General features: G+C 66.9%; 27 protein-coding genes. 13 read left to right on the top strand and 14 right to left on the bottom strand.

The window, feature by feature from the left end:
• Positions 1-3: 3 nt before the first annotated feature.
• Positions 4-1,776: an ATP-binding cassette domain-containing protein gene (locus MF609_RS04130; RefSeq protein WP_242415016.1), complete on the bottom strand. Its 1,773-nt coding sequence runs from the start codon at positions 1,774-1,776 to the stop codon at positions 4-6.
• A 98-nt stretch (positions 1,777-1,874) separates the two neighbouring features.
• Between MF609_RS04130 and MF609_RS04135 the strand changes: the two genes are divergently transcribed.
• From MF609_RS04135 to MF609_RS04145, 3 genes are read left to right on the top strand one after another with little or no spacing between them, the layout of a single operon-like run.
• A complete protein-coding gene (locus tag MF609_RS04135; protein WP_242415017.1) occupies positions 1,875-2,177 on the top strand; it encodes a PepSY domain-containing protein in 303 nt (100 codons plus the stop codon).
• A gap of 21 nt (positions 2,178-2,198) precedes the next feature.
• Positions 2,199-2,888, top strand: coding sequence for a response regulator transcription factor (locus tag MF609_RS04140; protein ID WP_055786895.1), 690 nt, complete (start codon positions 2,199-2,201; stop codon positions 2,886-2,888).
• A gap of 10 nt (positions 2,889-2,898) precedes the next feature.
• Entirely contained in the window at positions 2,899-4,266 is a 1,368-nt protein-coding gene (locus MF609_RS04145; protein WP_242415018.1) for a sensor histidine kinase, read from the top strand.
• A gap of 180 nt (positions 4,267-4,446) precedes the next feature.
• Here the strand turns inward: MF609_RS04145 and MF609_RS04150 are convergent, their stop codons facing one another.
• The 5 genes from MF609_RS04150 to galE form a co-directional block, all read right to left on the bottom strand.
• On the bottom strand, positions 4,447-5,433 hold the full coding sequence (locus tag MF609_RS04150) for an LLM class flavin-dependent oxidoreductase (protein ID WP_242415019.1): 987 nt from the start codon (positions 5,431-5,433) through the stop codon (positions 4,447-4,449).
• 66 nt (positions 5,434-5,499) lie between these two features.
• A complete protein-coding gene (locus MF609_RS04155; RefSeq protein WP_242415020.1) occupies positions 5,500-6,288 on the bottom strand; it encodes a PhzF family phenazine biosynthesis protein in 789 nt (262 codons plus the stop codon).
• Complete coding sequence (locus MF609_RS04160; protein ID WP_242415021.1) at positions 6,285-7,241, bottom strand: cation diffusion facilitator family transporter; 957 nt, start codon at positions 7,239-7,241, stop codon at positions 6,285-6,287. Before MF609_RS04160 ends, MF609_RS04155 begins: the two co-directional genes overlap by 4 nt.
• The gene (pdxH, locus tag MF609_RS04165; protein ID WP_242415022.1) at positions 7,238-7,816 is read right to left on the bottom strand and encodes a pyridoxamine 5'-phosphate oxidase; all 579 of its coding nucleotides are present in this window, start codon (positions 7,814-7,816) and stop codon (positions 7,238-7,240) included. Before pdxH ends, MF609_RS04160 begins: the two co-directional genes overlap by 4 nt.
• Before the next feature lie 69 nt (positions 7,817-7,885).
• Positions 7,886-8,881, bottom strand: a complete 996-nt coding sequence (gene galE, locus MF609_RS04170) for a UDP-glucose 4-epimerase GalE (RefSeq protein WP_242415023.1) — start codon at positions 8,879-8,881, stop codon at positions 7,886-7,888.
• Between the two features lie 64 nt (positions 8,882-8,945).
• Here galE and msrA point away from each other — a divergent pair, with 64 nt between their 5' ends.
• Positions 8,946-9,488, top strand: a complete 543-nt coding sequence (gene msrA / locus MF609_RS04175; RefSeq protein ID WP_242415024.1) for a peptide-methionine (S)-S-oxide reductase MsrA — start codon at positions 8,946-8,948, stop codon at positions 9,486-9,488.
• Between the two features lie 108 nt (positions 9,489-9,596).
• Positions 9,597-11,582, top strand: coding sequence for a GAF domain-containing protein (locus MF609_RS04180; protein ID WP_242415025.1), 1,986 nt, complete (start codon positions 9,597-9,599; stop codon positions 11,580-11,582).
• 62 nt (positions 11,583-11,644) lie between these two features.
• Here MF609_RS04180 and MF609_RS04185 read toward each other — a convergent pair whose 3' ends face one another.
• The 3 genes from MF609_RS04185 to MF609_RS04195 form a co-directional block, all read right to left on the bottom strand.
• A complete protein-coding gene (locus tag MF609_RS04185) occupies positions 11,645-11,896 on the bottom strand; it encodes a GlsB/YeaQ/YmgE family stress response membrane protein (RefSeq protein WP_242415026.1) in 252 nt (83 codons plus the stop codon).
• A 109-nt stretch (positions 11,897-12,005) separates the two neighbouring features.
• On the bottom strand, positions 12,006-12,308 hold the full coding sequence (gene sciP / locus MF609_RS04190) for a CtrA inhibitor SciP (protein WP_066692240.1): 303 nt from the start codon (positions 12,306-12,308) through the stop codon (positions 12,006-12,008).
• A gap of 98 nt (positions 12,309-12,406) precedes the next feature.
• Positions 12,407-12,676, bottom strand: coding sequence for a hypothetical protein (locus MF609_RS04195; RefSeq protein WP_242415027.1), 270 nt, complete (start codon positions 12,674-12,676; stop codon positions 12,407-12,409).
• A gap of 113 nt (positions 12,677-12,789) precedes the next feature.
• Between MF609_RS04195 and mnmA the strand changes: the two genes are divergently transcribed.
• The 4 genes from mnmA (at position 12,790) to nhaA (ending at position 16,887) form a co-directional block, all read left to right on the top strand.
• On the top strand, positions 12,790-13,884 hold the full coding sequence (gene mnmA, locus MF609_RS04200) for a tRNA 2-thiouridine(34) synthase MnmA (RefSeq protein WP_242415028.1): 1,095 nt from the start codon (positions 12,790-12,792) through the stop codon (positions 13,882-13,884).
• A gap of 174 nt (positions 13,885-14,058) precedes the next feature.
• A complete protein-coding gene (locus tag MF609_RS04205) occupies positions 14,059-14,721 on the top strand; it encodes a pyrimidine 5'-nucleotidase (protein ID WP_242415029.1) in 663 nt (220 codons plus the stop codon).
• Complete coding sequence (dapD, locus tag MF609_RS04210; RefSeq protein ID WP_242415030.1) at positions 14,718-15,536, top strand: 2,3,4,5-tetrahydropyridine-2,6-dicarboxylate N-succinyltransferase; 819 nt, start codon at positions 14,718-14,720, stop codon at positions 15,534-15,536. Before MF609_RS04205 ends, dapD begins: the two co-directional genes overlap by 4 nt.
• Before the next feature lie 151 nt (positions 15,537-15,687).
• Positions 15,688-16,887 (top strand): Na+/H+ antiporter NhaA, encoded by a 1,200-nt coding sequence (gene nhaA, locus MF609_RS04215; protein ID WP_242415031.1) that lies wholly within the window; start codon positions 15,688-15,690, stop codon positions 16,885-16,887.
• Here nhaA and MF609_RS04220 read toward each other — a convergent pair.
• Complete coding sequence (locus tag MF609_RS04220) at positions 16,878-18,110, bottom strand: dipeptidase (protein WP_242415032.1); 1,233 nt, start codon at positions 18,108-18,110, stop codon at positions 16,878-16,880. The genes nhaA and MF609_RS04220 overlap by 10 nt on opposite strands.
• A gap of 86 nt (positions 18,111-18,196) precedes the next feature.
• Between MF609_RS04220 and MF609_RS04225 the strand changes: the two genes are divergently transcribed.
• Positions 18,197-18,709 carry a hypothetical protein gene (locus MF609_RS04225; RefSeq protein WP_242415033.1) on the top strand — a complete coding sequence of 171 codons (513 nt, stop codon included), beginning with the start codon at positions 18,197-18,199 and terminating at the stop codon, positions 18,707-18,709.
• 248 nt (positions 18,710-18,957) lie between these two features.
• Here the strand turns inward: MF609_RS04225 and MF609_RS04230 are convergent, their stop codons facing one another.
• The 3 genes from MF609_RS04230 to sucC all read right to left on the bottom strand — a co-directional run bounded on the left by MF609_RS04230 (position 18,958) and on the right by sucC (position 22,037).
• Complete coding sequence (locus MF609_RS04230; protein WP_242415034.1) at positions 18,958-19,887, bottom strand: electron transfer flavoprotein subunit alpha/FixB family protein; 930 nt, start codon at positions 19,885-19,887, stop codon at positions 18,958-18,960.
• Complete coding sequence (locus MF609_RS04235; RefSeq protein WP_242415035.1) at positions 19,884-20,633, bottom strand: electron transfer flavoprotein subunit beta/FixA family protein; 750 nt, start codon at positions 20,631-20,633, stop codon at positions 19,884-19,886. The genes MF609_RS04230 and MF609_RS04235 overlap by 4 nt, the downstream gene beginning before the upstream one ends.
• A 204-nt stretch (positions 20,634-20,837) precedes the next feature.
• A complete protein-coding gene (gene sucC, locus MF609_RS04240; RefSeq protein WP_242415036.1) occupies positions 20,838-22,037 on the bottom strand; it encodes an ADP-forming succinate--CoA ligase subunit beta in 1,200 nt (399 codons plus the stop codon).
• Positions 22,038-22,365: 328 nt separating this feature from the next.
• Between sucC and MF609_RS04245 the strand changes: the two genes are divergently transcribed.
• From MF609_RS04245 to MF609_RS04255, 3 genes are read left to right on the top strand one after another with little or no spacing between them, the layout of a single operon-like run.
• A complete protein-coding gene (locus MF609_RS04245; protein WP_419723054.1) occupies positions 22,366-22,890 on the top strand; it encodes a sterol desaturase family protein in 525 nt (174 codons plus the stop codon).
• Positions 22,887-23,273: a hypothetical protein gene (locus MF609_RS04250; protein WP_242415038.1), complete on the top strand. Its 387-nt coding sequence runs from the start codon at positions 22,887-22,889 to the stop codon at positions 23,271-23,273. The genes MF609_RS04245 and MF609_RS04250 overlap by 4 nt, the downstream gene beginning before the upstream one ends.
• Positions 23,274-23,277: 4 nt before the next feature.
• Complete coding sequence (locus MF609_RS04255; protein WP_419723050.1) at positions 23,278-24,024, top strand: sulfite exporter TauE/SafE family protein; 747 nt, start codon at positions 23,278-23,280, stop codon at positions 24,022-24,024.
• 4 nt (positions 24,025-24,028) lie between these two features.
• Here the strand turns inward: MF609_RS04255 and MF609_RS04260 are convergent, their stop codons facing one another.
• Positions 24,029-24,520: a DUF6622 family protein gene (locus MF609_RS04260; RefSeq protein ID WP_242415039.1), complete on the bottom strand. Its 492-nt coding sequence runs from the start codon at positions 24,518-24,520 to the stop codon at positions 24,029-24,031.
• Positions 24,521-24,550: the final 30 nt, after the last annotated feature.

The raw sequence follows: 24,550 nt of genomic DNA on the forward strand, positions 1-24,550 counted from the left end.
GCTTTACGCCTCCGCCATCTCCGCCAGCGCCAGCCAGCGCTCCTCCGCCGCGTCCTTTTCCGCGCGCGCCTTCTCGATCTGCGCGGTCAGCGTGGCGAACCGCTTCGGGTCTTTCGTATAGAGCGCCGGATCGGCCAGCAGCGCTTCGTCGCGTGCGATCGCTGCCTCCAGCTCCTCGATCCGACCGGGCAGCAGGTCGAGGTCGCGCTGGTCCTTGTAGCTCATCTTGGTCGATCTGGGCTTGGGCGGTGCCGCCTCGACCGGCTTCGCGGCCTTGGCCTTCGCCACCGTCCGTTCGCGGCGCTTCGCCACCCAGTCGGCATAGCCGCCCGGCACGACATCGACATGGCCGCTGCCGTCCAGCCCCAGCGTGACCGTCACCGTCCGGTCGAGAAAGTCGCGGTCGTGGCTGACGATCAGCACGGTGCCGGCATAATCGCCGATCACCTCCTGCAACAGATCGAGCGTTTCGAGGTCGAGGTCGTTGGTCGGCTCGTCCAGCACCAGCAGGTTCGACGGCCGCGCAAACTCGCGCGCCAGCAACAATCGCGACCGCTCGCCACCCGACAGCGTGCCGATCCGCGCCTCGGCGATCGACGGATCGAACAGGAACTCCTTCAGATAGCCATGGACATGCTTCTTGGACCCGTTGACCTCGATCCAGTCGCCGCCATCGGCCAGCACGTCGCGCACCCGCTTTTCCGGTGCCATCAGCTTGCGCTGCTGGTCGATCACGATCCCGTCCAGCGTCTGCGCGCGCATGATCTTGCCTGCATCCGGCTCTAGGTCGCCGGTCAGGAGCCGCAGCAGCGTCGTCTTTCCAGCGCCATTGCCGCCGACGATGCCGATCCGGTCACCGCGCCGCACCCGCAGTGAAAAGTCCTTGAGCACCGTGCGGTCGCCGAATGCCTTGGTCACATGCTCGGCGTCGATCACCACCTTGGTCTTGGTGTCGTCCGCCTCGACCTGGATCTTCGCGGTGCCCTGCGGCCCCTGCATCGCCGCGCGCTGCGCCCTGAGTTCGTGCAGCTTTTCGAGGCGCCCCATGTTGCGCTTGCGCCGCGCGGTGACGCCGCGGTGGAGCCAATGCTCCTCGATCTTGAGCTTCGCGTCCAATCGCTGCGCCGCGCGTTCCTCTTCGGCGGCGGCCTGCTCCATCCACGCCTCGAACCCGCCAAAGCCGATCTCGGCCCGGCGGATACCGCCGCGATCGAGCCACAGCGTCGACCTGGTCAAGCGCGTCAGGAAGGTACGGTCGTGGCTGATGACGATGAACGCGCCGTTGAAGCGGTTCAGCCATTCCTCCAGCCATTCGATCGCCGACAGGTCGAGATGGTTGGTCGGCTCGTCGAGCAGGAGTACGTCCGGGTTCTCGGCCAGCGCGCGGGCGATCGCCGCCCGCCGCCGCTCGCCGCCCGATGCGGTGGCGGCTTCGCGGTTCAGGTCGATGCCCAGCTGGTCGGCGATCGCGTCGACTTCGTGTTCCGCCGGCGCGCGGGGGCCGCGCAGCGCGAAGTCGCGCAGCGTCGCATAGCCGTCGACCTTCGGGTCCTGCTCCAGCAGCACGACATGGGTGCCCGGCACGATCGTCCGCCGGCCTTCGTCCGCATCGATCGATCCGGCGATCAGCTTCAGCAGCGTCGTCTTGCCCGCCCCGTTGCGCCCGATCAGCGCCAGCCGGTCGCGTGTGCCGACATGGATGTCGAGCCCGCGAAACAACCAGCCATTGCCCTGGATCAATCCAAGGCCCTCATAGGACAATATCGGTGCAGCCATGTGTGGCAGGTAAGCCGCAGTCGCGAACGAAGCAAGTTACGCCAGCCTGTCTGCCCTATTCACGGGCTGTTCAACGCGTTGCCCCTATGCCACGCCCTATGTCGATGGTCGTTCGGTTCCTTGTGCTGGGATTGCTGGCGGTGTCGGGTAATGCGCACGCATTGCCCGACCAGTTGCTGCGCGATCACCAGGCCGCTCGCGCGGCGCGGGACGAGGGTCGCATCCTGCCGATGCGCGAGATCGAACGCCGCGTCCTGCCGCAGATGCGCGGTGCGCAATATCTCGGCTTCGACTATGATCCCGATCGCGGGATTTACACGCTCAAATTCCTGCGCGATGGGGCGGTCATCTGGGTCGATGTCGATGCCCGTACCGGCCAGGTCACCGGCCGCAGCCGTTAAACGAATAGGGGAGAACAGCCGATGCGCGTCCTGATCGTCGAGGACGAACCCAATCTCGGCCGCCAGCTGCGTGCCACGCTGGAGGGCGCGGGCTATGCCGTCGACCTCGCCACCGATGGTGAGGAGGGGCATTTCCTCGGCTCGACCGAAACCTATGACGCGATCATCCTCGATCTCGGCCTGCCCGAAGTCGACGGGCTGACCGTGCTGGACCGCTGGCGCAAGGAGGGGCGCACCGCCCCCGTGCTGGTGCTGACCGCCCGCGACAGCTGGTCGGACAAGGTCGCCGGTCTGGACGCCGGTGCCGACGATTATGTCGCGAAGCCCTTCCAGACCGAGGAGCTGATCGCCCGCCTGCGCGCCCTGATCCGCCGTGCGTCGGGCAATGCCTCGGCCGAGCTGACCGCCGGCGACATCCGCCTCGACACCCGTTCGGGCAAGGTGACCAAGGCTGGCGAACCGGTGAAGCTGACCGCGCAGGAGTACAAGCTGCTCAGCTACCTCCTCCACCACAAGGGCAAGGTCGTCAGCCGCACCGAGCTGATCGAACATATCTACGACCAGGATTTCGACCGCGATTCGAACACGATCGAAGTGTTCGTGACGCGCATCCGCAAGAAGCTGGGCGCCGACGTCATCACGACGATCCGGGGTCTGGGCTACAGCCTCGACGAACCGGGCGCGCCGAAGCCGGCGGGCGCGGAGGACTGAAGCGAGCGTCATGGCCGGAAGCATCGATCCTGCCCCGCGCACCTATGTCCGGGTGACGGGATCGCTGTCGCGGCGGATGATCCTCGTCGCGGCGCTGTGGATCATGCTGCTGCTGGCCGGCGGCGGCTTCGCGCTCGACCGGGTGCTGGTGTCGGCGGTGACGCGCAACACCGATGACGGCCTGGAATATCTCCTCAACTCGCTGATCGTGTCGGCCGAGATCGATTCGACCGGCGAGGTGACGTTCAACCGCCAGCTATCGGATCAGCGCTTCCTCGAACCCTATTCGGGCCTCTATTGGCAGGTCAGCGGGCCGGGGCACGAGACGTGGCCATCACGCTCGCTGTGGGACCGCAAGCTGCCGGTCGACGGCAAGCGCTATACCGACATCCACATCTACGACGCGCGCCCTTTCCCCGACCAGAAGCTGCGCATCGTCGAACGCGACCTGACCCTGCCTGGATCGCCCACCGTCTGGCGGTTCCAGGTGGCCGAGTCGCGCGACGTGCTCGACGGGCTGATCGCGGCTCTGCGCAAGACGCTGGTGCGTTCGTTCGCGCTGCTGGGGCTGGGGCTGATCGTCATGGCGACGCTCCAGACCTGGTATGGGCTGCTCCCCTTGCGTGCCGTGCGCGACGCCATCGCCCGGCTGCGAGCCGGCCAATCGGCACGGGTCGAAGGGTCGATGCCGGCCGAGGTCGCGCCGCTGGTCGAGGAACTCAACGCGCTGGTCGAACATAACGACAAGCAGGCGGAAGAGGCGCGGCGTCACGCCGGAAACCTCGCCCATGCGCTCAAGACCCCGCTGACCGTCATCATGAATGCCTCCGCCGCCGGGCAGGACGACCTCGCCGACACCGTCATCCGCGAGGCCCGGACGATGCGGCGGCAGGTCGACCATCACCTCGCCCGTGCCCGCGCGGTCGGGCGGCGCGGATCGGCGCACAGCCGCGCCGAGGTATGGGCGTCGGTCGAGGCGGTCGAGCGTGCCGTCGCCCGCCTCTATCCCAATGTCCGCATCGACGTGGACGGCCAGAAGGACCTGATCGCCCGGATCGAGCGGCAGGACCTCGACGAAATCCTCGGCAATCTGGTCGAGAACGCCGCCAAATATGGTGGGGGCAGCGTGTTCGTCACCGTGCGTGCCGATGCCGGCTTCGTCGAACTGCTGGTCGAGGATGACGGGCGCGGCATCCCGGAGGCGGACCGGCTGCGCATCTTCGACCGCGGCGTGCGGCTCGATTCGGGCAAGCCCGGAACCGGTCTCGGCTTGGCCATCGTCCGCGACGTGGCGGAGATTTACGAAGGTACCGCCTCGCTGGAGGAGAGCGAGGATCTGGGCGGGCTTCTGGTCCGGCTCAGGCTGCCTGCGGCCTGAATAGAGAATCCGTTCCAACCCTCACCGTTCGGTTCGAGCAGCTTCGAGCTTGTCGAGAAGCGTCCGTCGAGAACGCGGTTGTTTGAGGCACCCCCTTCTCGACTACGGTTCTCGACAGGCTCGAACCTCCGCTCGAAGCAAACGGGGGGCGGGTCGGGGGAGCGCGGGAAGAGAGGGAGCCTACAACCCCCGCATCGCCGCCGCCGCGATCGACGCGCTCCGCTTGCGCGCTTCCGGATCGAACATCGCACCGGTGACGATCACCTCGTTGACCTGTGTCCGCTCGATGAACTTCGCCAATCCCGCCCGCACCGCCTCCGGTCCGCCGATCGCCGAACATTCCAGCACATGGTCGAGGATCGCATTGCCCTGCGCACCAATCTGCGAGCGATAGCCCGCGACCGGCGGCGGCAGTTCGATCGGCTGGCCGGTGCGGATTGCGACGAACATCTGTTCGGTCGAACTCGCCAGCAGCCGCGCCTCCTCGTCGGTATCTGCCGCCAGCACGTTGAACGCCGCCGCCGCATAGGGCTTGTCGAGCACCGCAGAGGGCGTGAAGTTGCGCCGATATATCTCCAGCGCCTGATCCAGTGCCGCCGGTGCGAAGTGCGAGGCGAAGGCATAGGGCAGACCCAGCATCGCCGCCAGTTGCGCGCCGAACAGCGACGATCCGAGAATCCACAGGTCGACCTTCGCGCCCGCACCCGGCACCGCACGGATGCCGGTGCGGCCGTCGTCCGCAAAATAGCTTTGCAGCTCGACCACATCCTGCGGGAACGCGTTGGGATCGCTGTCCAGCGTCCGGCGCATCGCGCGGGCGACGATCTGGTCCGATCCCGGTGCGCGACCCAGCCCCAAGTCGATCCGCCCGGGAAAGAGCGCGTCGAGCGTCCCGAACTGTTCCGCGACGCTGAGCGGCGCATGGTTGGGCAGCATGATGCCACCGGCCCCGACGCGCATGGTCTTCGTCGCAGCGGCGATATGGCCGATCACGACGGCGGTCGCGGCGCTGGCGATGCCCGGCATCCCATGATGCTCGGCCACCCAATAACGGTGAAATCCCTCTGCCTCGGCATAAGCGGCAAGGTCGGCGGCGGCGGCCAGCGCGTCGGCGGGGGTGCTCCCCTGCCGGACGGGGACGAGATCGAGCATAGAATAGCGGGTCATGGGTAAGAGATGGGGGTCAGGTTGCGAATTGCCACCCAATCGCGCTTGCCCGCCCCCAAGCCCCGCTTACAGCAGCAGCTCGCCCTGCATCACGGTGACACACTGCCCGCCCAGCACCGCGCGCTCCCCCGCCAGCGTACAGGTCAGATATCCGCCCCGCACGCTTGCCTGAAACGCGGTGAAGCGATCGCGGTCAAGACGTTCGGTCCAGAAGGGGGTGAGCGCGGCATGGGCCGATCCGGTCACCGGGTCCTCGTCCACGCCCCAGGCGGGCACGAACACGCGGCTGACCACATCGGCGACATCGCCGGGCGCGGTGACGATCGCCATGACGTGACACGCCGACAGCGCCGCCATGTCGGGCGTGCAGCCGCGCACCGCATCGGCATCGGGCAACAGGATGATGCTGGTCTCCTGCGCGCCCGCGACGCTGGCGAACACCTCCCCGTCGCAGCCGAGCGCGGCCAGCAGGGCGGCATCCGGTGCGGGGGCGACCCGCGTTACCGGCAGGTCGAGCGTGTAGCCACCGCCGTCCCGCCGCACGACCAGCACGCCCGCCTTGCGCGTGGCGAAGCGCACCGTGTCGCGCTCCCCTATCAGTACATGGCCGCTCGCCAGCGTCGCATGGCCGCACATCGCGATCTCGACGGTCGGCGTGAACCAGCGCAATTCATAGTCGGCTATCTCGCTGTCGACCTGCACCGCAAACGCGGTTTCCGACAGGTTATGCTCCAGCGCGATCGACTGGAGCAGCGCGTCGTCGGGCCATGCATCCAACAGCATCACCGCCGCCGGATTGCCAGCGAACGGCCGGTCGGTGAACGCGTCGACGACGGTGAAGGGCAGCGCCGTCACAGGCTGCCGACGCGCTTGCCGAACCAGTGCGGGGTCACGTCGGCTTCGACCAGCGGATTGTCGGTGTCGACATGGCCTTCGGGATCAAGGTGGATCAGCACCTCGACCTTGGGGAAGGCCTGGCGCAGCGCACGCTCGACCCCCTCCACCACGTCATGTGCCTCGGCGACGGTCATGTCGCGGGCGACCTCCATATGGAATTGTGCGAAGTCGTGGCTGCCCGAGCGGCGGGTGCGGAAGTCGTGGATGCCGCGCAACCCGTCCTGCCGGGCGGCCACGTCGAGAAATGCCTGGCGCTCGTCCTCGGGCCATTCCTTGTCCATCAGCTGGTCGATCGCCTGGCTCGACGCCTGGAACGCACCCCAACCCAGCCACAGCGCGATCAGGATGCCCATCACCGGGTCGGCCCCGCGAATGCCGAAGAGCTGGTCGAGGACCATCGCGACGATGACGGCGAGGTTGAGCAGCAGATCGCTTTGGTAATGGACATTGTCCGCACGGATCGCGACCGATCCGGTGCGGTCGATGATCGATTTCTGATAGGCCAGCAGCGCGAAGGTCGCGAGGATCGCGATCACCGACACGCCGATGCCGAATTCGACGTCCTGCGTCTCGCCCGGCGCACCGAACGCGGCGATCGCGCGCCATGCGATGCCCGCTGCCGATGCGGTGATGAGCATGACCTGGAACAGCGCCGCCAGCGCCTCCGCCTTGCCATGGCCGAAGCGATGGTCATGGTCGGCAGGCGTCGCCGCCAGACGCACGCCGTACAGCGTTACGAGGCTGGCGAGCAGGTCGAGCGCGGTGTCGGCCAGGCTGCCGAGCATCGCGACCGACCCGGTATGCCACGCGGCAAACCCCTTCAGCCCCAGCAGGAACAGCGCCATCGTCACCGACGCCATGGCGGCGCGCGTGGCGAGCGGGATGATCCGCTTGCGTTCGGTCTCGGTCACGGGAACAGTAGCCCTTCGCGCCAGCCACCTTGCGCATCGGGGGTGAACACGCGACGTTCGTGCAGCCGGTGCGCCCGGTCCTGCCAGAATTCGATGACCTTGGGCGTGACGCGATATCCGCCCCAGAAAGGCGGGCGGGGCACGTCCTGCCCCTCGAACCGCGCCTGCACCTCGGCGAAGCGCGCCTCGAAGGTTTCACGCGAATCGAGCGGACGCGATTGGTCGGACGCCCAGGCACCCAGCTGCGAATCACGGCTGCGCGAGGCGAAATAGCTGTCGGATTCGGCATCGGAGGCGAGGGTCACCGGCCCTTCGATCCGAATCTGCCGGCGCAGCGACTTCCAGTGGAACAGCAGCGCGGCATGGGGATTGGCGGCCAGCTCGGCGGCCTTGCGCCCTTCGCGATTGGTGTAGAACACGAACCCGTCGCGGCCATGGCCCTTGAGCAGCACCATTCGCACCGACGGTCGCCCATCGGCATCGGCGGTGGCCAGCGCCATGGCGTTGGGATCGTTCGGCTCGCTCTCGCGCGCTTCGGCGAACCATTGGTCGAACAGGTCGAAAGGGTCGGTCATCGGCCGCACATAGCCGCTTTCCCGCGCGATTTCACCCTGTGACTAGGGGCAGCGATGCACCATGCCGGATCAACCCGCGCTGCGTTCCGCCAGCTTGCGCTCCCATGCCAGCGCGTCGCGCACGATCTGGTCGAGATCGGCGTGCTGCGGCCGCCAGGGCAGGGTGGCGAGGATCGTGCCGTTGTCGGCGACCAGCGCGTCGGGATCGCCTGCACGACGCCCTTCCAGACGGCGATCGATCGTCATGTTGGTCACGCGGTCGACGGCGTCGAGGACCTCCAGCACCGAGTAACCACGACCATAGCCGGCGTTCATCGTATGGCTTTTCGCCGGATCGGCCATCAGCAGGTTCAGCGCATGGACGTGCGCATCGGCCAGGTCGCTGACATGGATATAGTCGCGCACCCCGGTCCCATCGGGCGTCGCGAAATCGGTGCCATAGACGCCGACGTGACTGCGCTTGCCCGTCGCCGCCTCGACCGCGACCTTGATCAGGTGGGTGGCACCCGCCGTCGACTGGCCGCTGCGTCCCTGCGGATCGGCTCCGGCGACGTTGAAGTAACGCAGCGCCGCATAGTTGATCGGATGCGCGGCGGCGACATCGGCCAGCATGATCTCGGTCATCAGCTTCGACATGCCATACGGGTTGATCGGCTGCTTCGGGCTGTCCTCGCGCACCGGCACGACCTCCGGAATGCCATAGGTCGCAGCGGTCGAGGAGAAGATGAAATGCTTCACGCCCTCGGCGACCGCATTTTCGATCAGGCTGCGCGAGGCGGCGGTGTTGTTGCGGTAATATTTGAGCGGGTTCTCGACCGATTCGGGCACCACGACCGATCCGGCGAAGTGCAGGATGGCGTGGACGTCATGGTCGCGCAGCGCCGCGCGCACCGCCATGTCGTCGCTGATATCGGCCACGACCAGCGCGGCGCGCGGATCGACCGCCCAGTCGAAGCCGGTCACCAGATTGTCGATGACGACGACATCATGGCCGGCGTCGAGCAGCGCCAGCACCGCATGGCTGCCGATATAGCCCGCACCACCCGTGACCAGAACCTTGCCCATTACCGTACCCCCGATTGCGTCGCCGCCATGCGCGCCTATCTCTGCGACCGAAGGAGATTACGCAATGGCTACCGAACAGGCGACCTTCGCCGGCGGATGTTTCTGGTGCACCGAGGCGGTGTTTCGCGACGTGATCGGCGTCGAGCAGGTCGAAAGCGGCTATATCGGCGGTACGGTCGAACATCCGACCTACAAGCAGGTGTGCGGTGGCGACACCGGCCATGCGGAGGCGATCCGCATCACCTATGATCCGGCGGTGATCGGCTATGACGATATGCTCGACATCTTCTTTGCGACGCATGATCCGACGCAACTGAACCGGCAGGGCAACGATATCGGAACCCAGTATCGCTCTGCGATCTTTCCGCATTCGCCCGAACAGGAAGCGGCGGCGCGAGCCGGGATCGAGCGTGCGGGCGAGGGGCGTGGCAAGATCGTGACGACGATCGAACCGCTCGCCACCTGGTATCCGGCCGAGGATTATCACCAGGAATATTGGGACGGCGAAGGTCAGCGGAACCCCTATTGCATGGCGGTGATTCCGCCCAAGCTGCAGAAGCTGCGCAAAAGCTTCGCGGCGCGCAGCCGGGCAGCCGAATCGGCCTGAACCGGCAAGCGGTAGGAACATAGCAAGGGGCGTGCCAACCATGGCGCGCCCCTTGTGCCATGATCGGGAAATTGCTATTCGCATCATGGCCATAGGGGCGGGGCAGACATGGGGGCGACCATCGATACGACCGGATCGGACCGGCGGTTCGCGGCGATCCGCGACTATCGGCTGATCGAGGCGATCGACGACCGCGAGCAGGACGACCTCGCCCGGCTGGCCGCCGAGATTTGCCAGACGCCGGTCGCCCTCGTCACGGTGCTGGCATCCGATCAGCAGTGGTTCGTGGCTCGGGTCGGCACCGACCTGTGCGGCACACCGCTGAACGATGCGATCTGCACCCACGCGCTGGATGCGGACGAACTCCTCGTCATTCCCGACCTGTCGATCGATCCGCGTACCCGCGACAGCGCGATCGTCGCGGGGCCGCCGCATGTTCGCTTCTACGCCGGGGTTCCGCTGCGCATCGGGAACGGCGTGGCGGTGGGTACGCTGTGCGTGATCGATGTCGTTGCCCGCCCGCAAGGGCTGAGTGCGACGCAGCGCGACATGCTGCTGCGTCTGGCGCGACAGGCGGTGACGACGATGGAACTGCGTCGCCTGCTTGCCGAACGCGACGGGACGCTGCAGCGTATCGCCGAGGCGGAAGCGGCGCTGACCGGCAACGAGCAGCGCTGGCAGCGCCTGTTCGAGAATATTACCGACGGTTTCGCGCTGGGCGAGGCGATCCGCGATACGGACGGGCGGGTGGTCGACTGGCAGTTCGTCGACGCCAACCATGCATGGTTCGCGCTGTCGGGCGTGACCCGCGACCGGATGCTGGCGCTAACCGGGCGACAGCTCGATCAGGCCGCCCCGGCCAGCTGGGCCGATGACCTGCACCGGATGCTCGCGGATGGATCGCCGACCGGCTTCATCCATCATGTGCCCAATATCGGCCGTTGGTTTCGCGGCCATTGTTTCCGCATCGATGGCGACCGGTTCGGTGCGATACTGCGCGACATCACGCTCGAACATGCGACGGAGCAGCGGCAGTCGGCGCTGATCCAGCTGGGCGATGCGCTGCGCGACTGCCACGACGTGGCCGATGTGGCGCGTGTGGCATCGGCGCTGGTGGGGCAGACGCTGAACGTCGCCTGTGCCGGGTTCGGACGGATCGATACAGGGTTGACCCGGATCGAGATCGGTCTCGACTGGACCGCGACTGGCGGAGCTTCGCTTGCGGGGCGGCAGGCAATCGATATGTTCGGCGACGTGGCGGGTGAGATCGCCGCGGGCGATGCGATCGCAGTCGATGACGTGCACATGGACCAGCGGACTGCCGGGTGCGCCGACGCGCTGCTGGCCCACGGGATCGGCGCGTTCGTCATCGTCCCGGTTCGCCGCGACGGTCGGATCGTATCGGCCTTCATCGTCCATACCGGAACCCCGCGCCGCTGGTCGGCCGAGGAGATCGTGTTCCTGCGCAAGGTTGCCGACCGGGTGGAGGTCGGCACGGCGCAGGTCGAATCGGAAGCGCGCCAGAACCTGCTGATCCAGGAACTGGCCCATCGGCTCAAGAACACGCTGTCGATGGTGCAGGCGATCGCGTCGCAGACGCTGCGCGGGTCAATCGACCGGGCGCCGCTCGACGCGTTCGAGCGCCGGTTGCAGGCACTGGGCGTCGCCCATGACGTGCTGGTGGAACGCAACTGGGTCGGTGCCGATATGCGTGCCACGATCGGGCAGGTCATGGCGGTGTTCGGCTGCAGCGACCGCATCACGCTGACCGGTCCCGAGGTCGCGCTGGGCGCACGGGCCGCGCTGGCGATGGCACTGATCCTGCACGAACTGGGTACGAATGCGGTCAAATATGGTGCCCTGTCGACCATCGCAGGCGAGGTCCGGCTCGACTGGCAGGTCGAGGACGGGCTGTTGGCGCTCTGCTGGCAGGAGCATGGCGGGCCATTGGTCCGGGAGCCGGCGCGACGCGGGTTCGGGTCCAAGCTGTTGCGGCTGGGCCTGGCCGGTACCGGTGACAGCGACATTTGTTACGATCCGGCCGGCGTCCGGGTAACGATGCGTGCCAGCCTGTCCGAACTGACCGGCGGCTGACGCATATGAAAAGGGCCGCCCCGGCAGGGACGGCCCGATCCAATATGCCTGTCGGCCGGTGCTTAGCGCACCGAACCGCGACGCACTAAGTTGACGATCGCCAGCAGGACGACCGCACCGACCAGCGAATACAGGAAGCTGGTGACCGTGATGCCGTTGTTGATGTTCGCGCCGGTGACGAAGCCCGCGATCACGGCACCGACGATGCCGACGACGACGTTCAGGATGATGCCCTGCTGCGCATCGGTCCGCATGATGATGCTGGCCAGCCAGCCAACGATGCCACCAACGACCAGCCAGATGATGATACCCATGAGACGTCCCTCCATTGATGTCTGCAACCCGGCAACCTTCGTACCGGGCGTACTGAGGGAAAGACTCTCCAGGGACTTGCTTGTTCCGCCTCCGTTTTAACTCGACCGCTCAATATTTGCGCTGCTGGCGCTCATAGAGGGACTTGTAATGCTGGATGCGGGTCACGCGCAGGCCGGGCATCCCCGACCGGTCGACCGCGCGCTGCCAGCTGGCGAATTCCTCCGCCGACAGGTTGTAGCGCTGGCAGACGTCGTCGACGCTCAGCAGTCCGCCATTGACCGCCGCGACCACTTCCGCCTTGCGCCGCACGACCCAGCGGGTGGTGTCGGGCGGTGGCAGCGAATCGATCGTCAGCGGTTCGCCGAGCGGACCGATCACCTTGGCCGGACGGATTTTGTGGTTCTCAATCATACTGGACCTCGACCCGGGGATAGCCCCTGAAACCTTCTTGCGTGGTCATACGCGAACGCGGTTGAACATCGGCTAAAACGGCTAGGTAAACATCGTCTTCATCCGTTGGCATCGTGCCATCCCTTCGCGGCGAGCCGTTGTTTCGGCACGACGCATTCCCGCAGCAGGGCGGCAGTCCACCCATTGAACGCCCCGTCAGCCGGGTTGAGCAGGGACACCGGCGTCCGGTTCCAGGCCAGCCGGGTCTGGAGCCGCGCCGTCGGCGTCGCCGCCTGCCGCCCGGTCGCGGCGGCCAGCAGCACGGCCAGCTCCGTCGGCAGGGTGGTGACCGTGGTACCACGGTCGAAACGGGCGAAACTCAGATCCAACGTGTCTTCCAGCAACGGGGCCTAGAGCCTTGTTCTAGCCCGACACTGTTGAAGGTCCGGTAAATGGCGGCGTATTTTTGCAAGCCGCGCGCGAAACGCCTATCTGGCAGGCCATGGACCTTGGCGAATTTCAACTGGATGCCCCCGTTTCCGCGCGGCGCATCGTCGTGGCGATGTCGGGCGGGGTGGACAGCTCGGTCGTGGCCGCGCTCGCCCATGCGACGGGGGCGGAGACGATCGGCGTCACGTTGCAGCTGTACGATCATGGCGCGGCGGTCGGGCGGGCCGGATCGTGTTGCGCCGGGCGCGACATTCGCGATGCGCGCGCGGTGTGCGACCGGCTGGGCATCGCCCATTACGTATTCGACCATGAAAGCAGCTTTCGCGAGACGGTGATCGACGATTTCGCCGATGCCTATCTGGCCGGACGCACGCCGATCCCGTGCGTGAAGTGCAATATGGGTCCGAAATTCACCGACCTGTTCGCGCTGGCCCGCGACCTGGGTGCCGACTGCCTCGCTACCGGCCATTATATCCGGCGGGTGATGGGACCGGCGGGGGCCGAGCTGCATCGTGCGATCGATCCGGCGCGCGACCAGAGCTATTTCCTGTTCGCCACCACGCAGGCCCAGCTCGATTTCCTGCGTTTCCCGCTGGGTGCGATGCCCAAGGCACGGGTGCGCGAGATTGCGGCGGAACTGGGCCTGGGCGTCGCCGGCAAGCCCGACAGCCAGGATATCTGCTTCGTGCCCGATGGCGATTATGCCGGGCTGGTCCGCAAGCTGCGCCCCGAGGCGAAGGAAGGCGGCGAGATCGTCGATCTTCAGGGGCAGGTGCTGGGCCATCATGGCGGGTTGGTCGGCTATACCGTCGGGCAGCGGCGCGGACTGGAGATTGGCGGCCTTGCCGAACCGCTCTACGTCGTCCGCCTCGAACCCGAGACCAAGCGGCTGGTGGTCGGCCCGCGCAGCGCGCTGGCGGTGGGTGCGGCGCGGCTGTCGGACATCAACTGGATCGGCGGCGACCATATGGGACCGCTGACCGCGAAGGTGCGGTCGATGGCGAAGCCGGTGCCGGCAAGGCTGGAGGGCGAACGGCTGGTATTCGACGCCCCCGAATATGGCGTCGCGCCGGGACAGGCGGCCGTGCTGTACGCCGGGGACCGCGTGCTGGGCGGCGGCTGGATCGAAGGCACGGAGGCGGCGTAGCAGTTCCTCCCCGCTTCGCGGGGAAGGGGACCAACGCAGCTGATGGAGGGGGTGGCCACACGACGCAACCGTAGTGGAATCGAAACCCCCCTCCGTCAGCACTAGGCGCTGCCACCGCCCCGTACCGGGGAGGAACTTGCAGCTATCGCAACCTGCGCCTACAGCCCCGACCCGATGCTGCCCGCGCTATCCCATGTCCGCGACTGGATCTTCGATCTGGACAACACGCTCTATCCGGCGTCGTCCAACCTGTTCGCGGAGGTCGAGGCGCGCATGGGGCAATATATCTGCGACCTGCTCGATTGCGACGCACAGGAAGCGCATCGCGTGCAGAAGATGCATTTCCACAATCACGGCACGTCGCTGTCGGGATTGATGGCCGAACAGTCGGTCGATCCCTATCATTTCCTCGATTTCGTCCACGACATCGACCTGTCGCCGCTGGTGCCCGATCCCGATCTGCCGCGCCTGTTGGCGGCGTTGCCGGGGCGCAAGCTGGTCTTCACCAATGGCGACGAGCCCTATGCCCGGCGCGTACTGGAAAAGCTTGGCCTGTCGGACAGTTTCGTCGGCATCCACGACATCCATGCCACCGCCTATCGCCCCAAACCGCATGTCAGCGCCTATGCAGGGCTGTGCGCGGCGTGGGAGATCGATCCGACGACCGCGTTGTTCGCCGAGGACATGGCGCGCAATCTCGTGCCTGCCAAGGAAGTGGGCATGACGACGGTCTGGGTCGACAACGGGTCCGAACAGGGTCCGGGCGTGGGGCGCGACCATATCGATTACACCACGCACGACATCGTCGCGTGGTTACGCTTCGTGGAGGAATCATGACCGACCTTGCCGCCCAGATCGACGCCGCCTGGGAAAACCGTGCCGAGCTGACCATCCACACCCAGGGCGAGGTCCGCGATGCGGTCGACGCCGCGCTGGCGCTGCTCGATTCGGGCGAGGCGCGGGTGGCCGAACCGGTCGGTGACGGCTGGCAGGTCAACCAGTGGCTGAAGAAGGCGGTGCTGCTGTCGTTCCGTCTGAACGACAATCAGATCATGGACGGCCCGGGCGGCACCAACTGGTTCGACAAGGTGCCGAGCAAGTTCACCGGCTGGGGCGAACACCGCTTCCGCGAGGCCGGTTTCCGTGCGGTACCGGGCAGCATCGTCCGCCGCGGCGCGTTCGTCGGCAAGGGCGCGATCCTGATGCCGAGCTTCGTCAACATCGGAGCCTATGTCGGCGAAGGCACGATGGTCGACACCTGGGCGACGGTCGGCAGCTGTGCGCAGATCGGCCGGAACGTCCACCTGTCGGGCGGCGCGGGCATCGGCGGCGTGCTGGAACCGCTCCAGGCCGATCCGGTCATCATCGGCGACGGTGCCTTTATCGGCGCGCGCGCCGAGGTGGCGGAGGGTGTCCGCGTCGGCGAAGGTGCCGTCCTCTCGATGGGCGTGTATCTGGGCGCGTCGACCAAGATCATCGACCGCGCGACCGGTGAAGTGTTCCGCGGCGAAGTCCCGCCCTATGCGGTGGTCGTGCCCGGATCGATTGGCGGCGGCGACGGCAAGCCGGCGCTATACTGCGCGGTCATCGTCAAGCGGGTCGATGCCCAGACCCGCAGCAAGACCAGCATCAACGACCTGCTGCGCGACTGACCCGAAGTTTCGACCTGTGCCGGGTAGGAGCTGAGAATCCTCCTCGGCACGGGGGGGCGCGCCGCCGTGAAGCGGTGGTAGGTAGATTAACCCACTCCAGTTTTGCGGGTTTCCCTCCCTGTATCGGAGAGGATCGGGTAAGGCCGACACCATGACCCGCCCCCGTTCCATGCTCCGCGCGTTCCTCCATGGTGAGGCATCGGGCGGTATCGTCCTGATGCTCGCATCGGCCGCCGCGCTGCTGCTCGCCAATCTGCCGGGCACCGCGACCGCCTATTTCGACGCGCTGCACATCGTGACCGGCCCGGTGCTGAGCGACCATGCCGGGCCGATGACGCTGCACCTGTGGGTCAACGACGCGGCGATGGCGTTGTTCTTCCTGCTCGTCGGGCTGGAGATCAAGCGCGAGCTGGTCGACGGGCGGCTGGCGACGTGGGAGCAGCGCCGCCTGCCGGTGATCGCCGCCATTGCCGGCATGGCGGTTCCGGCGATCCTCTACCTGCTGGTAGCGCGATCGACGCCGGGCATCGCACGCGGCTGGGCGATTCCGGCGGCGACCGATATCGCCTTTGCCGTCGGGGTGATGGCGCTGCTGGGTCCGCGTGTGCCGGCGGCACTGAAACTGTTCCTGACCACCCTTGCCATCGTCGACGATATGGGGGCGGTGGCGATCATCGCGCTTGGCTATACCAGCGGACTCGACCTGATGGCGCTGGGCGGCGCGGCGCTGGTGCTGGCGATGCTGGTCGCGCTCAACCGCGCAGGCGTTACGCGGCTGGCACCCTATCTGCTCCTCGCCTTGCCCTTGTGGTATTTCGTGTTCCTGTCGGGCATCCACGCGACCGTTGCCGGCGTATTGGCGGCGATGACCATTCCGGTGAAGCCGACGCCCGGCGCGCCCGAAGCCGCCGATTCGCCGCTGCACCGGCTGGAACATGCGATTCATCCCTGGGTCGCGTTCGGCGTGGTGCCGGTCTTCGGCTTCGTGAATGCCGGGGTCGCGGTCACCGGCGTGCCGCTGTCGATCCTGTGGGCGCCGCTGCCGCTGGCGGTCGCGGTCGGCCTGTTCGTCGGCAAGCAGGTGGGCGTGCTGGGCGCGATCTGGCTGGCGGTGCGAACCGGGCTGTCGTGCCGGCCGGGCGATGCCAACTGGATGCAGCTATGGGGCGTCGCCGCACTGGCCGGAATCGGCTTCACCATGAGCCTGTTCATCGGCGGCCTTGCCTTTGCCGGCGATGCGGCGGCGATCGATCAGGTGAAGATCGGCGTGCTGGCGGGTTCGCTGCTCTCGGCGTTGCTCGGTGCGGCGCTGCTGCGGTTCGCGCCGAAGCGGAAGCGGGTTCAGGGGTAGGTGGCATCGACCGGGCGCTGCCCGGCCATCGTCTTCGCCACCGCTTCGGCCTGTCCCAGCACGCGCAGCACATTGCCCTGCGCAAGCGCCGCCAGATCGGCATCGCTCCACCCGCGCCGCGCCAGTTCGGCGAACAGCAGCGGATAGCCGTCGACGCCGCCCATTCCTTCGGGGCCGGTGCCGGAAATGCCGTCATAGTCGCCGCCGATCCCGACTGCGCCGCGGCCCGCGACCTTCGCTATATGCTCGACATGGTCGGCCATCGTCGCCGCCGTCACCCGCGGCGCGGGGTTCGCCGCTTCCCATGCCTTCATCGCCGCCGGTGCCTGTGCGTTATAGAGGTTGCTCGGCAGTCCTTGCGCCTTCGCAAAGACACCGCGCCGGTTGTCCCATTCGTTCCACTGTGCCGACAGGAAGGCGGGATAGGCGTTGACCATCACCACGCCGCCCTTCGCCCCGATCTGCCGCAGCAGGTCGTCGGGAATGTTGCGCGGGCGGTCGGCCAGCGCGCGGGCGTTGGAATGCGATGCGATCACCGGCGCCTTCGATTCCGCCAGCGCCGCCGCCATCGTCGCGTCGGACACATGGGCTACGTCGATCAGCATCCCCAGCCGGTTCATCTCGCGCACCACCTGCCGCCCGAACGGGGTCAGGCCGTTCGCCTGCGGGGCATCGGTCGACGCATCCGCCCAGCCGACGCTCTTGGTATGGGTCAGCGTCATGTAGCGTACGCCGAGATTATAATATTGGCGCAGTACCGACAGCCGCCCGTCGATCTGGTGCCCGCCTTCCACACCGATCAGCGATGCGATGCGCCCGCTCTTTGCGATCCGCGCCATGTCCGCCGCGTCGCGTGCCAGCGCCATGCGCGTCAGGTTCGCCCCGATCATCCGGCGGACGATATCGATCTGCTCGATCGTCGTCTCGACCGCCTGCGGCCCGGTGGTCGTCGCCGGGATCCACACCGACCAGAACTGCCCGCCGACATGGCCGCGCTTCAGCCGGGCGAGGTCGGTCTGCAGCGGCGGATCGATCCGGCTGGTGTCCCTGGTCAGGTCGACCGACTCGACCGCCGCATGGTGATGTTCGCGAATGCCCCAGGGCAGGTCGTTGTGCCCGTCGATGATCGGCGCACGTTCCAGCACGCGTTCGGCGCGGGCGCGGTCCTGTGCGGAGGGAGCAGGGGCCTGGGCGGCGGCGAGCAGCAGGAGCGGCAGGATCATGGCTACCAAGCTAGTCCGTCGCCCGCAGCCCCGACAAGTGCTACGCACGACATCGGCCATGCGCCACGGATATGGGAGACGGGCCGATGTATGCCATGCTGATGCTGCTGGGACAGGCCGCAACGCCTGCCGTGCCGCTCAATGCGCCGCCCGAGCGAATCTCGATCCTGGTCGACCCCTGCGCGTCACGCCGACGCAATTCGCAGGACGACGAGATTCTCGTCTGCGGAGAGGGCGCCCGCGATCCGCGTATCCCGTTGCCTGCCGATCGAACGCCGCCCGACCGGCCGCTGGCGTCCAATCCCTATGCCGATGGGCGCGGTGCGCAAGTGGCCGCCGCCGATCCCTGTGCTACCCGGTCAGAGGGCTGCACCACCGGCGTCGATATGATCGGCGGCGGCGTGTTTGCGATCCGCGCGATCGGCAAGCTGATCGATCCGGGCAGCTGCTGCGAGGAACCGGGCGAATACAAGGATGTCGGCAAGCTGGTCGGCGACATCGTGCGCGGGGTGAAGGGCGGTCCGTCGAAGAAGGAGCGGGCGAAGCGCGTGGCGATCCCGCTCGATCCGACGGTGCCGCTGCCGGTGGCGGTGAAGTAGAAGCTCGAAAATCCTCCCCGGCAGGGCAGGGGGACCATGCGCAGCATGGTGGAGGGGGGGCAAACGGAAACGGCAGTATTTCCCCGCCGCCTTTTGTCAGCCCCCTCGCCAATTGAGGGCCCCAAAAAAGCCGACGCGGGAGTAAATCCCGCGTCGTCGGTCGTCGCTATGGCGACGCCGGCCGGCAGTCGCTGTGTGCGCTTGGGGCGTTGCCCCTCGCGCACCGGCTTGCAGCTATGCTGCGCGCCTCACAGCTTTTGCGTCAGCTCCGGGACCACCTGAAACAAATCGCCCACCAGCCCGACATCGGCGACCTGGAAGATCGGCGCATCCTCGTCCTTGTTGATCGCGACGATGACCTTCGAGTCCTTCATGCCGGCCAGATGCTGGATCGCGCCCGAAATGCCGACCGCGATATAAACTTCGGGGGCGACGATCTTGCCGGTCTGGCCGACCTGATAGTCGTTCGGGGCATAGCCGGCATCGACCGCCGCGCGCGAGGCACCGACGGCGGCGTTCAGCTTGTCGGCGAGCGGATCGATCAGCGCGTGGAACTGCTCTTCCGACCCGAGCGCCCGACCGCCGGAGACGATGATCTTGGCGCTGGTCAGCTCGGGCCGCTCCGACGTCGCGATCTCGGCACCGACGAAGCTCGACACGCCCTTGTCCCCGGTCGAGGCAACGGCTTCGACCGCAGCCGAACCGCCGGTCGCTTCCGCCTTGTCGAACGCGGTACCACGCACCGTCAGTACCAGCTTGGGATCGCTGGTCTTGACCGTGGCGATCGCATTGCCGGCATAGATCGGGCGAGTGAAGCTGTCCGGTCCTTCGACCGACAGGATTTCGCTGATCTGCATGACATCGAGCAGCGCGGCGACACGCGGCGCGACGTTCTTGCCGGTCGTGGTGGCCGGCGCGACGAACGCGTCGTGGCTGCCCATCAGTTCGACGACCAGCGGCGCGACGTTCTCGGCCAGATTATGGGCATAGGCGGCATCGTCGGCGACCAGCACCTTGGCGACGCCGGCGATCTGCGACGCGGCCTGTGCCACGCCATCGACGCTCTGTCCCGCGACCAGCAGTTCGACCTCGCCCAGCTTCGCAGCGGCGGTGACGGCGGCATAGGTCGCGTCCTTGACCGACTGCCCGTCATGTTCGACCCAAACCAGCGTCTTCATGCGACCACTCCCAGCGTCTTGAGCTTGCCGACCAGTTCGTCGACATCGGCGACCTTCACGCCTGCCTGGCGCTTGGCCGGTTCCTCGACCTTTACCGTCGTCAGGCGCGGGGTGACGTCCACGCCCAGATCGGCGGCGGTCTTGGCCGCCAGCGGCTTCGACTTCGCCTTCATGATATTGGGCAGCGAGGCGTAGCGCGGCTCGTTGAGGCGCAGGTCGGTGGTGACGATCGCCGGCAGCGTCAGCGCGACCGTTTCCAGCCCGCCATCGACCTCGCGGGTGACGTTCACCTTGTCGCCGGCGACCTCGACCTTGCTGGCGAAGGTGCCCTGCGGATAGCCGGTCAGCGCGGCGAGCATCTGGCCGGTCTGGTTGTTGTCGTCGTCAATCGCCTGTTTGCCAAGGATCACCAGCTGCGGCGCTTCCTCGTCGATCACCGCCTTCAGCAGCTTGGCGACGCCCAGCGGCTCGACCTTGGTCTCGCTGGTAATCAGGATCGCGCGGTCGGCACCCATGGCAAGGGCAGTGCGCAGCGTGTCCTGCGACTTCTGTTCGCCGATCGACACGACGACGATCTCGGTCGCCACGCCCTTTTCCTTCAGGCGGATCGCTTCCTCGACGGCGATCTCGTCGAACGGGTTCATGCTCATCTTGACGTTGGCCAGGTCGACACCCGACCCGTCCGCCTTCACGCGGGGCTTCACATTGTAATCAAGCACACGCTTGACCGGCACCAGCACCTTCATGGGCACTCCCTCTCAAAACGTTTTGCGCGGTGGCATCGCGGGTTTCTGTGGCGGTTCTGCGTGGGTTTCGCAAGTCCGGTACGGAAAGGCCGGGACGCCGTAGCGGCAGGCGGCGACCCTAGACCGAATCGCCTTGTCACCCCAACGAAAAAGGGTCCGGACGTTTCCGCCCGGACCCCTTTATCCGTCGCAGGCAAAGGGCGATCAGGCCGCCTTCTGCACTTCCGCGACGATCTTCTTGGCGGCATCGCCCAGATCGTTCGCCGGAACGATCGCGAGGCCCGAATTGGCGAGGATGTCCTTGCCGGCCTGGACGTTCGTGCCTTCGAGGCGGACGACCAGCGGCACCGACAGGTTCACTTCCTTCGCGGCGGCGACGATGCCCTCCGCGATGATGTCACACTTCATGATCCCGCCGAAGATGTTGACGAGGATGCCCTTCACCGCCGGATCGGCGAGAATGATCTTGAATGCGGCGGTCACCTTTTCCTTGTTCGCGCCGCCGCCGACGTCGAGGAAATTGGCCGGGAACATGCCGTTCAGCTTGATGATGTCCATCGTCGCCATGGCGAGGCCGGCGCCGTTGACCATGCAGCCGATGTCGCCGTCGAGCTTGATGTACGCCAGGTCGTACTTCGACGCCTCCAGCTCCATCGCGTCTTCCTCGGTGGTGTCGCGCAGTTCCAACAGGTCCTTGTGACGGAACATGGCGTTACCGTCGAAGCCGACCTTGGCGTCGAGGACGACCAGCTTGTTGTCGTCGGTGACGGCGAGCGGGTTGATCTCGATCTGCTCGGCATCGGTGCCGAGGAAGGCGTCATACAGCTTCGACGCGACGCTGGCGGCCTGCTTGGCGAGGTCGCCGGTCAGTTCGAGTGCGGCGGCGACGGCGCGGCCGTGGTGCGGCATGAAGCCGGTCGCGGTGTCGATGTCGATCGAGTGAATCTTCTCGGGCGTGTCATGCGCCACGGTTTCGATATCCATGCCGCCTTCGGTCGAGGCGACCATCGAGACGCGGCCGGTCGCGCGGTTGACGAGCAGCGCGAGGTAGAATTCCTTCGCGATGTCGACACCGTCGGTCACATACAGGCGGTTGACCTGCTTGCCCGCGTCGCCGGTCTGGATGGTGACCAGCGTGTTGCCCAGCATGTCGGTGGCGTGGGCACGGACTTCGTCGGCGGTCTTGGCGAGGCGGACGCCGCCCTTGGCGTCGGGGCCGAGTTCCTTGAACTTGCCCTTGCCGCGGCCGCCGGCGTGGATCTGCGCCTTCACGACGTAGAGCGGCCCGGGCAGCTTCGACGAGGCTTCGACCGCTTCGTCGACGGTCATGGCCGAGAAGCCGGCGGGGACCGGCACGCCGAACTTCGCGAGCAGTTCCTTGGCCTGATATTCGTGAATGTTCATGGATTCGCCTTCCGCCTCTCGGGTGGGTGCCTGATAGTTGGCAAAGTTGCCGCGCTAAAGCACATGCGGGGCAGCAAATCCAGCCCGAAAGCGCATTAATGCGATTGCGTCGCAAATGCTTTTGTAGGTCGGGCTGTCCTCATGTGTGAGTGGCCGGCAAGGGGGACAGGCGCAACAACCGATTGATCCGCAAGCCATCGATCATGCGCCAGGCCATGCAGGTCGCTGCACAACCGCGTTTCGCACCGGGCGCAGCCGGTAAGGCCGCCACGGACGATGACGGCGGTAAGGCGTCGCAATGTCAGGGCCGAGCCGCTATATCGCTGCGATGCACTGGGCCATCGGCATTCTGATCTTCCTCGCCACCGTGATCTTCATGGAAGGCTTCGCCTATGTCGCGCATCGCTGGCTGATGCACGGGCCGGGCTGGTTCCTGCATGCCAGCCATCATCGCCCGCGCCACGGCAATTGGGAGTGGAACGACCTGTACGCCGCGATCTTCGCGGTGCCGTCGATCGTGCTGCTGCTGGGCGGGGTGCAATGGGGCTGGTGGCCGGGCACGATCTGGATCGGCGCGGGGATCGCGGCCTATGGCGCGATCTATTTCGGATTCCACGATATCATCGTCCATCGCCGGCTGAACCACCGCTACCTGCCCAAATCCAGCTATATGAAGCGGATCATCTCCGCCCACCGGCTGCACCATGCGGTCGAGAGCAAGCATGGCACGGTCAGCTTCGGGTTCCTGTGGGCGCCCAGGCCCGAGGATCTGAAGGCCGAACTCAAGCGGCGCGGCAATGCCGGCGTGCGCGCGGCGACCGCGAAGACCCGCGACCCCGTGCAGCACCCGTGACCGCCGGCGGGTGGCAGGCGAGGGCGCTGTCGTGGCTGCTCGCGATCTTCGCGACGCTGGCGATGGTCGGTGCGGTGGCGACCATGTCGACCAATGGCGGCGGATCGTCGCGTTCGGGAACCGAAGTTGGCACCGACGCCGCCGAACGGGTCGATCCGCGCACTGGCGCACCGCTGCCGCCGCCCGCGCCCTTCACCACCGGCGCGCCGCGCGTTGAGACGGCAGAGAGCATCGCCACCGCGAAGCAGGCCGCCGCCACGCGCAGCGTCGCCGACTGGCTGGCGGTGCTGACCTATGCCGTGCTGGCGCTGGTCGCGGTGCTTGCGGTCGGCGTGCTGGCGCTGTTCCGCATCGCCCAGGCGCTGCACGAGCGGCGCGACTGACGCGGTGATCGTCGACCCGTATTTCTATGCGCTGGCGGTGCCGGCGGTGATGATGCTGGGCCTGGCCAAGGGCGGCTTTTCGGGCATGGGCGCGCTGTCGCTGCCGATGTTGGCACTGGCGGTCGATCCGGTGCGCGCGGCGGCGATCCTGTTGCCGATCCTGATCGTGCAGGACGTGGTCGGCATCTGGGCGTTCCGACGGACGATCGACTGGCGGGTGATCGCATGGATGCTGCCGGGCGCGGGGATCGGCATTGCGCTTGCCTATGGCTTTGCGAGCGCGGTGCAACCTTCGGCGGTGCTGGCTGCGGTCGGGGGCATTTCCATCGCGTTCGGGCTGTGGCGGCTATGGACCGAACGCCACGGATTGCCCGACGCGCGGCCGTCGCCGGGCTGGGTCGGTACGATGTTCGGCGTGGCGTCGGGCTTTACCAGCCAGATCGCCCATGCCGGGCAGCCGCCGTTCCAGCTCTGGGTATTGCCGCGCCAACTTCCGCGCGACATGCTGGTCGGGACGACGGCGCTGTTCTTCGGCGCGGTCAACTGGCTGAAAGTGCCGGCCTATCTGGCGCTGGGGCAGTTCACGCCGGCGAACCTCGCCACGTCCGCCGCCTTATTGCCGGTGGCGATCGCCTCCACCGTTGCCGGCGTGTGGCTGGTGCGACGGGTGTCGGCGCAGCGATTCTATACCGCGATCTATGTGCTGATGATCGCGGTGGGGGTAAAGCTGGTGTGGGACGGGGTGGTCTGAGCGTTCAGGCGGGCAGGGCGGAAACCGGTCGCCAGCGCGCGACGCCGACGAGCAGCCGCGCCATCACCGCCGCCCCCGCCGCAATGCCGATCGCAGTGGCGAGCGACGCCTGTGCCGGAACGATCGCGCCCCAGGCGCCACAGGCAAAGCGGACGGCGAACACGCCGAGATAGAGGATCAGCGGCAAGGGCGACCCCGGCTGGCGGAGGCGTCCGCCCGGCAAGCGCTGCCCGCGCGGGTCGGGCAGCAGCACGCCGCTCGCGCCACCCAGCGCAGCGCCGATGAACCAGGCTCCCAGCGCGGAGGCTGTTCCGACCTGATGGGCAAAGGCGCTGACGCCGGTCACGCTCCACAGGAAGAAGGCGATCGACGGTAGCAGCGCCACCACGACCGGCACTTCGCGCGTGCGCAAGCGCCGCACGCCGAGGAAGATGAGCCCCGCCAGCAGGGCATAGACCCATATCGGTGCCCCGCTTGCGATCTGACCGGGATGCATGATGGTGTTCCTTCCCCCAAAGGATAATGC

The sequence above is a fragment of the Sphingomonas panni genome (assembly GCF_022664435.1).
GTDB lineage: Bacteria > Pseudomonadota > Alphaproteobacteria > Sphingomonadales > Sphingomonadaceae > Sphingomonas > Sphingomonas panni.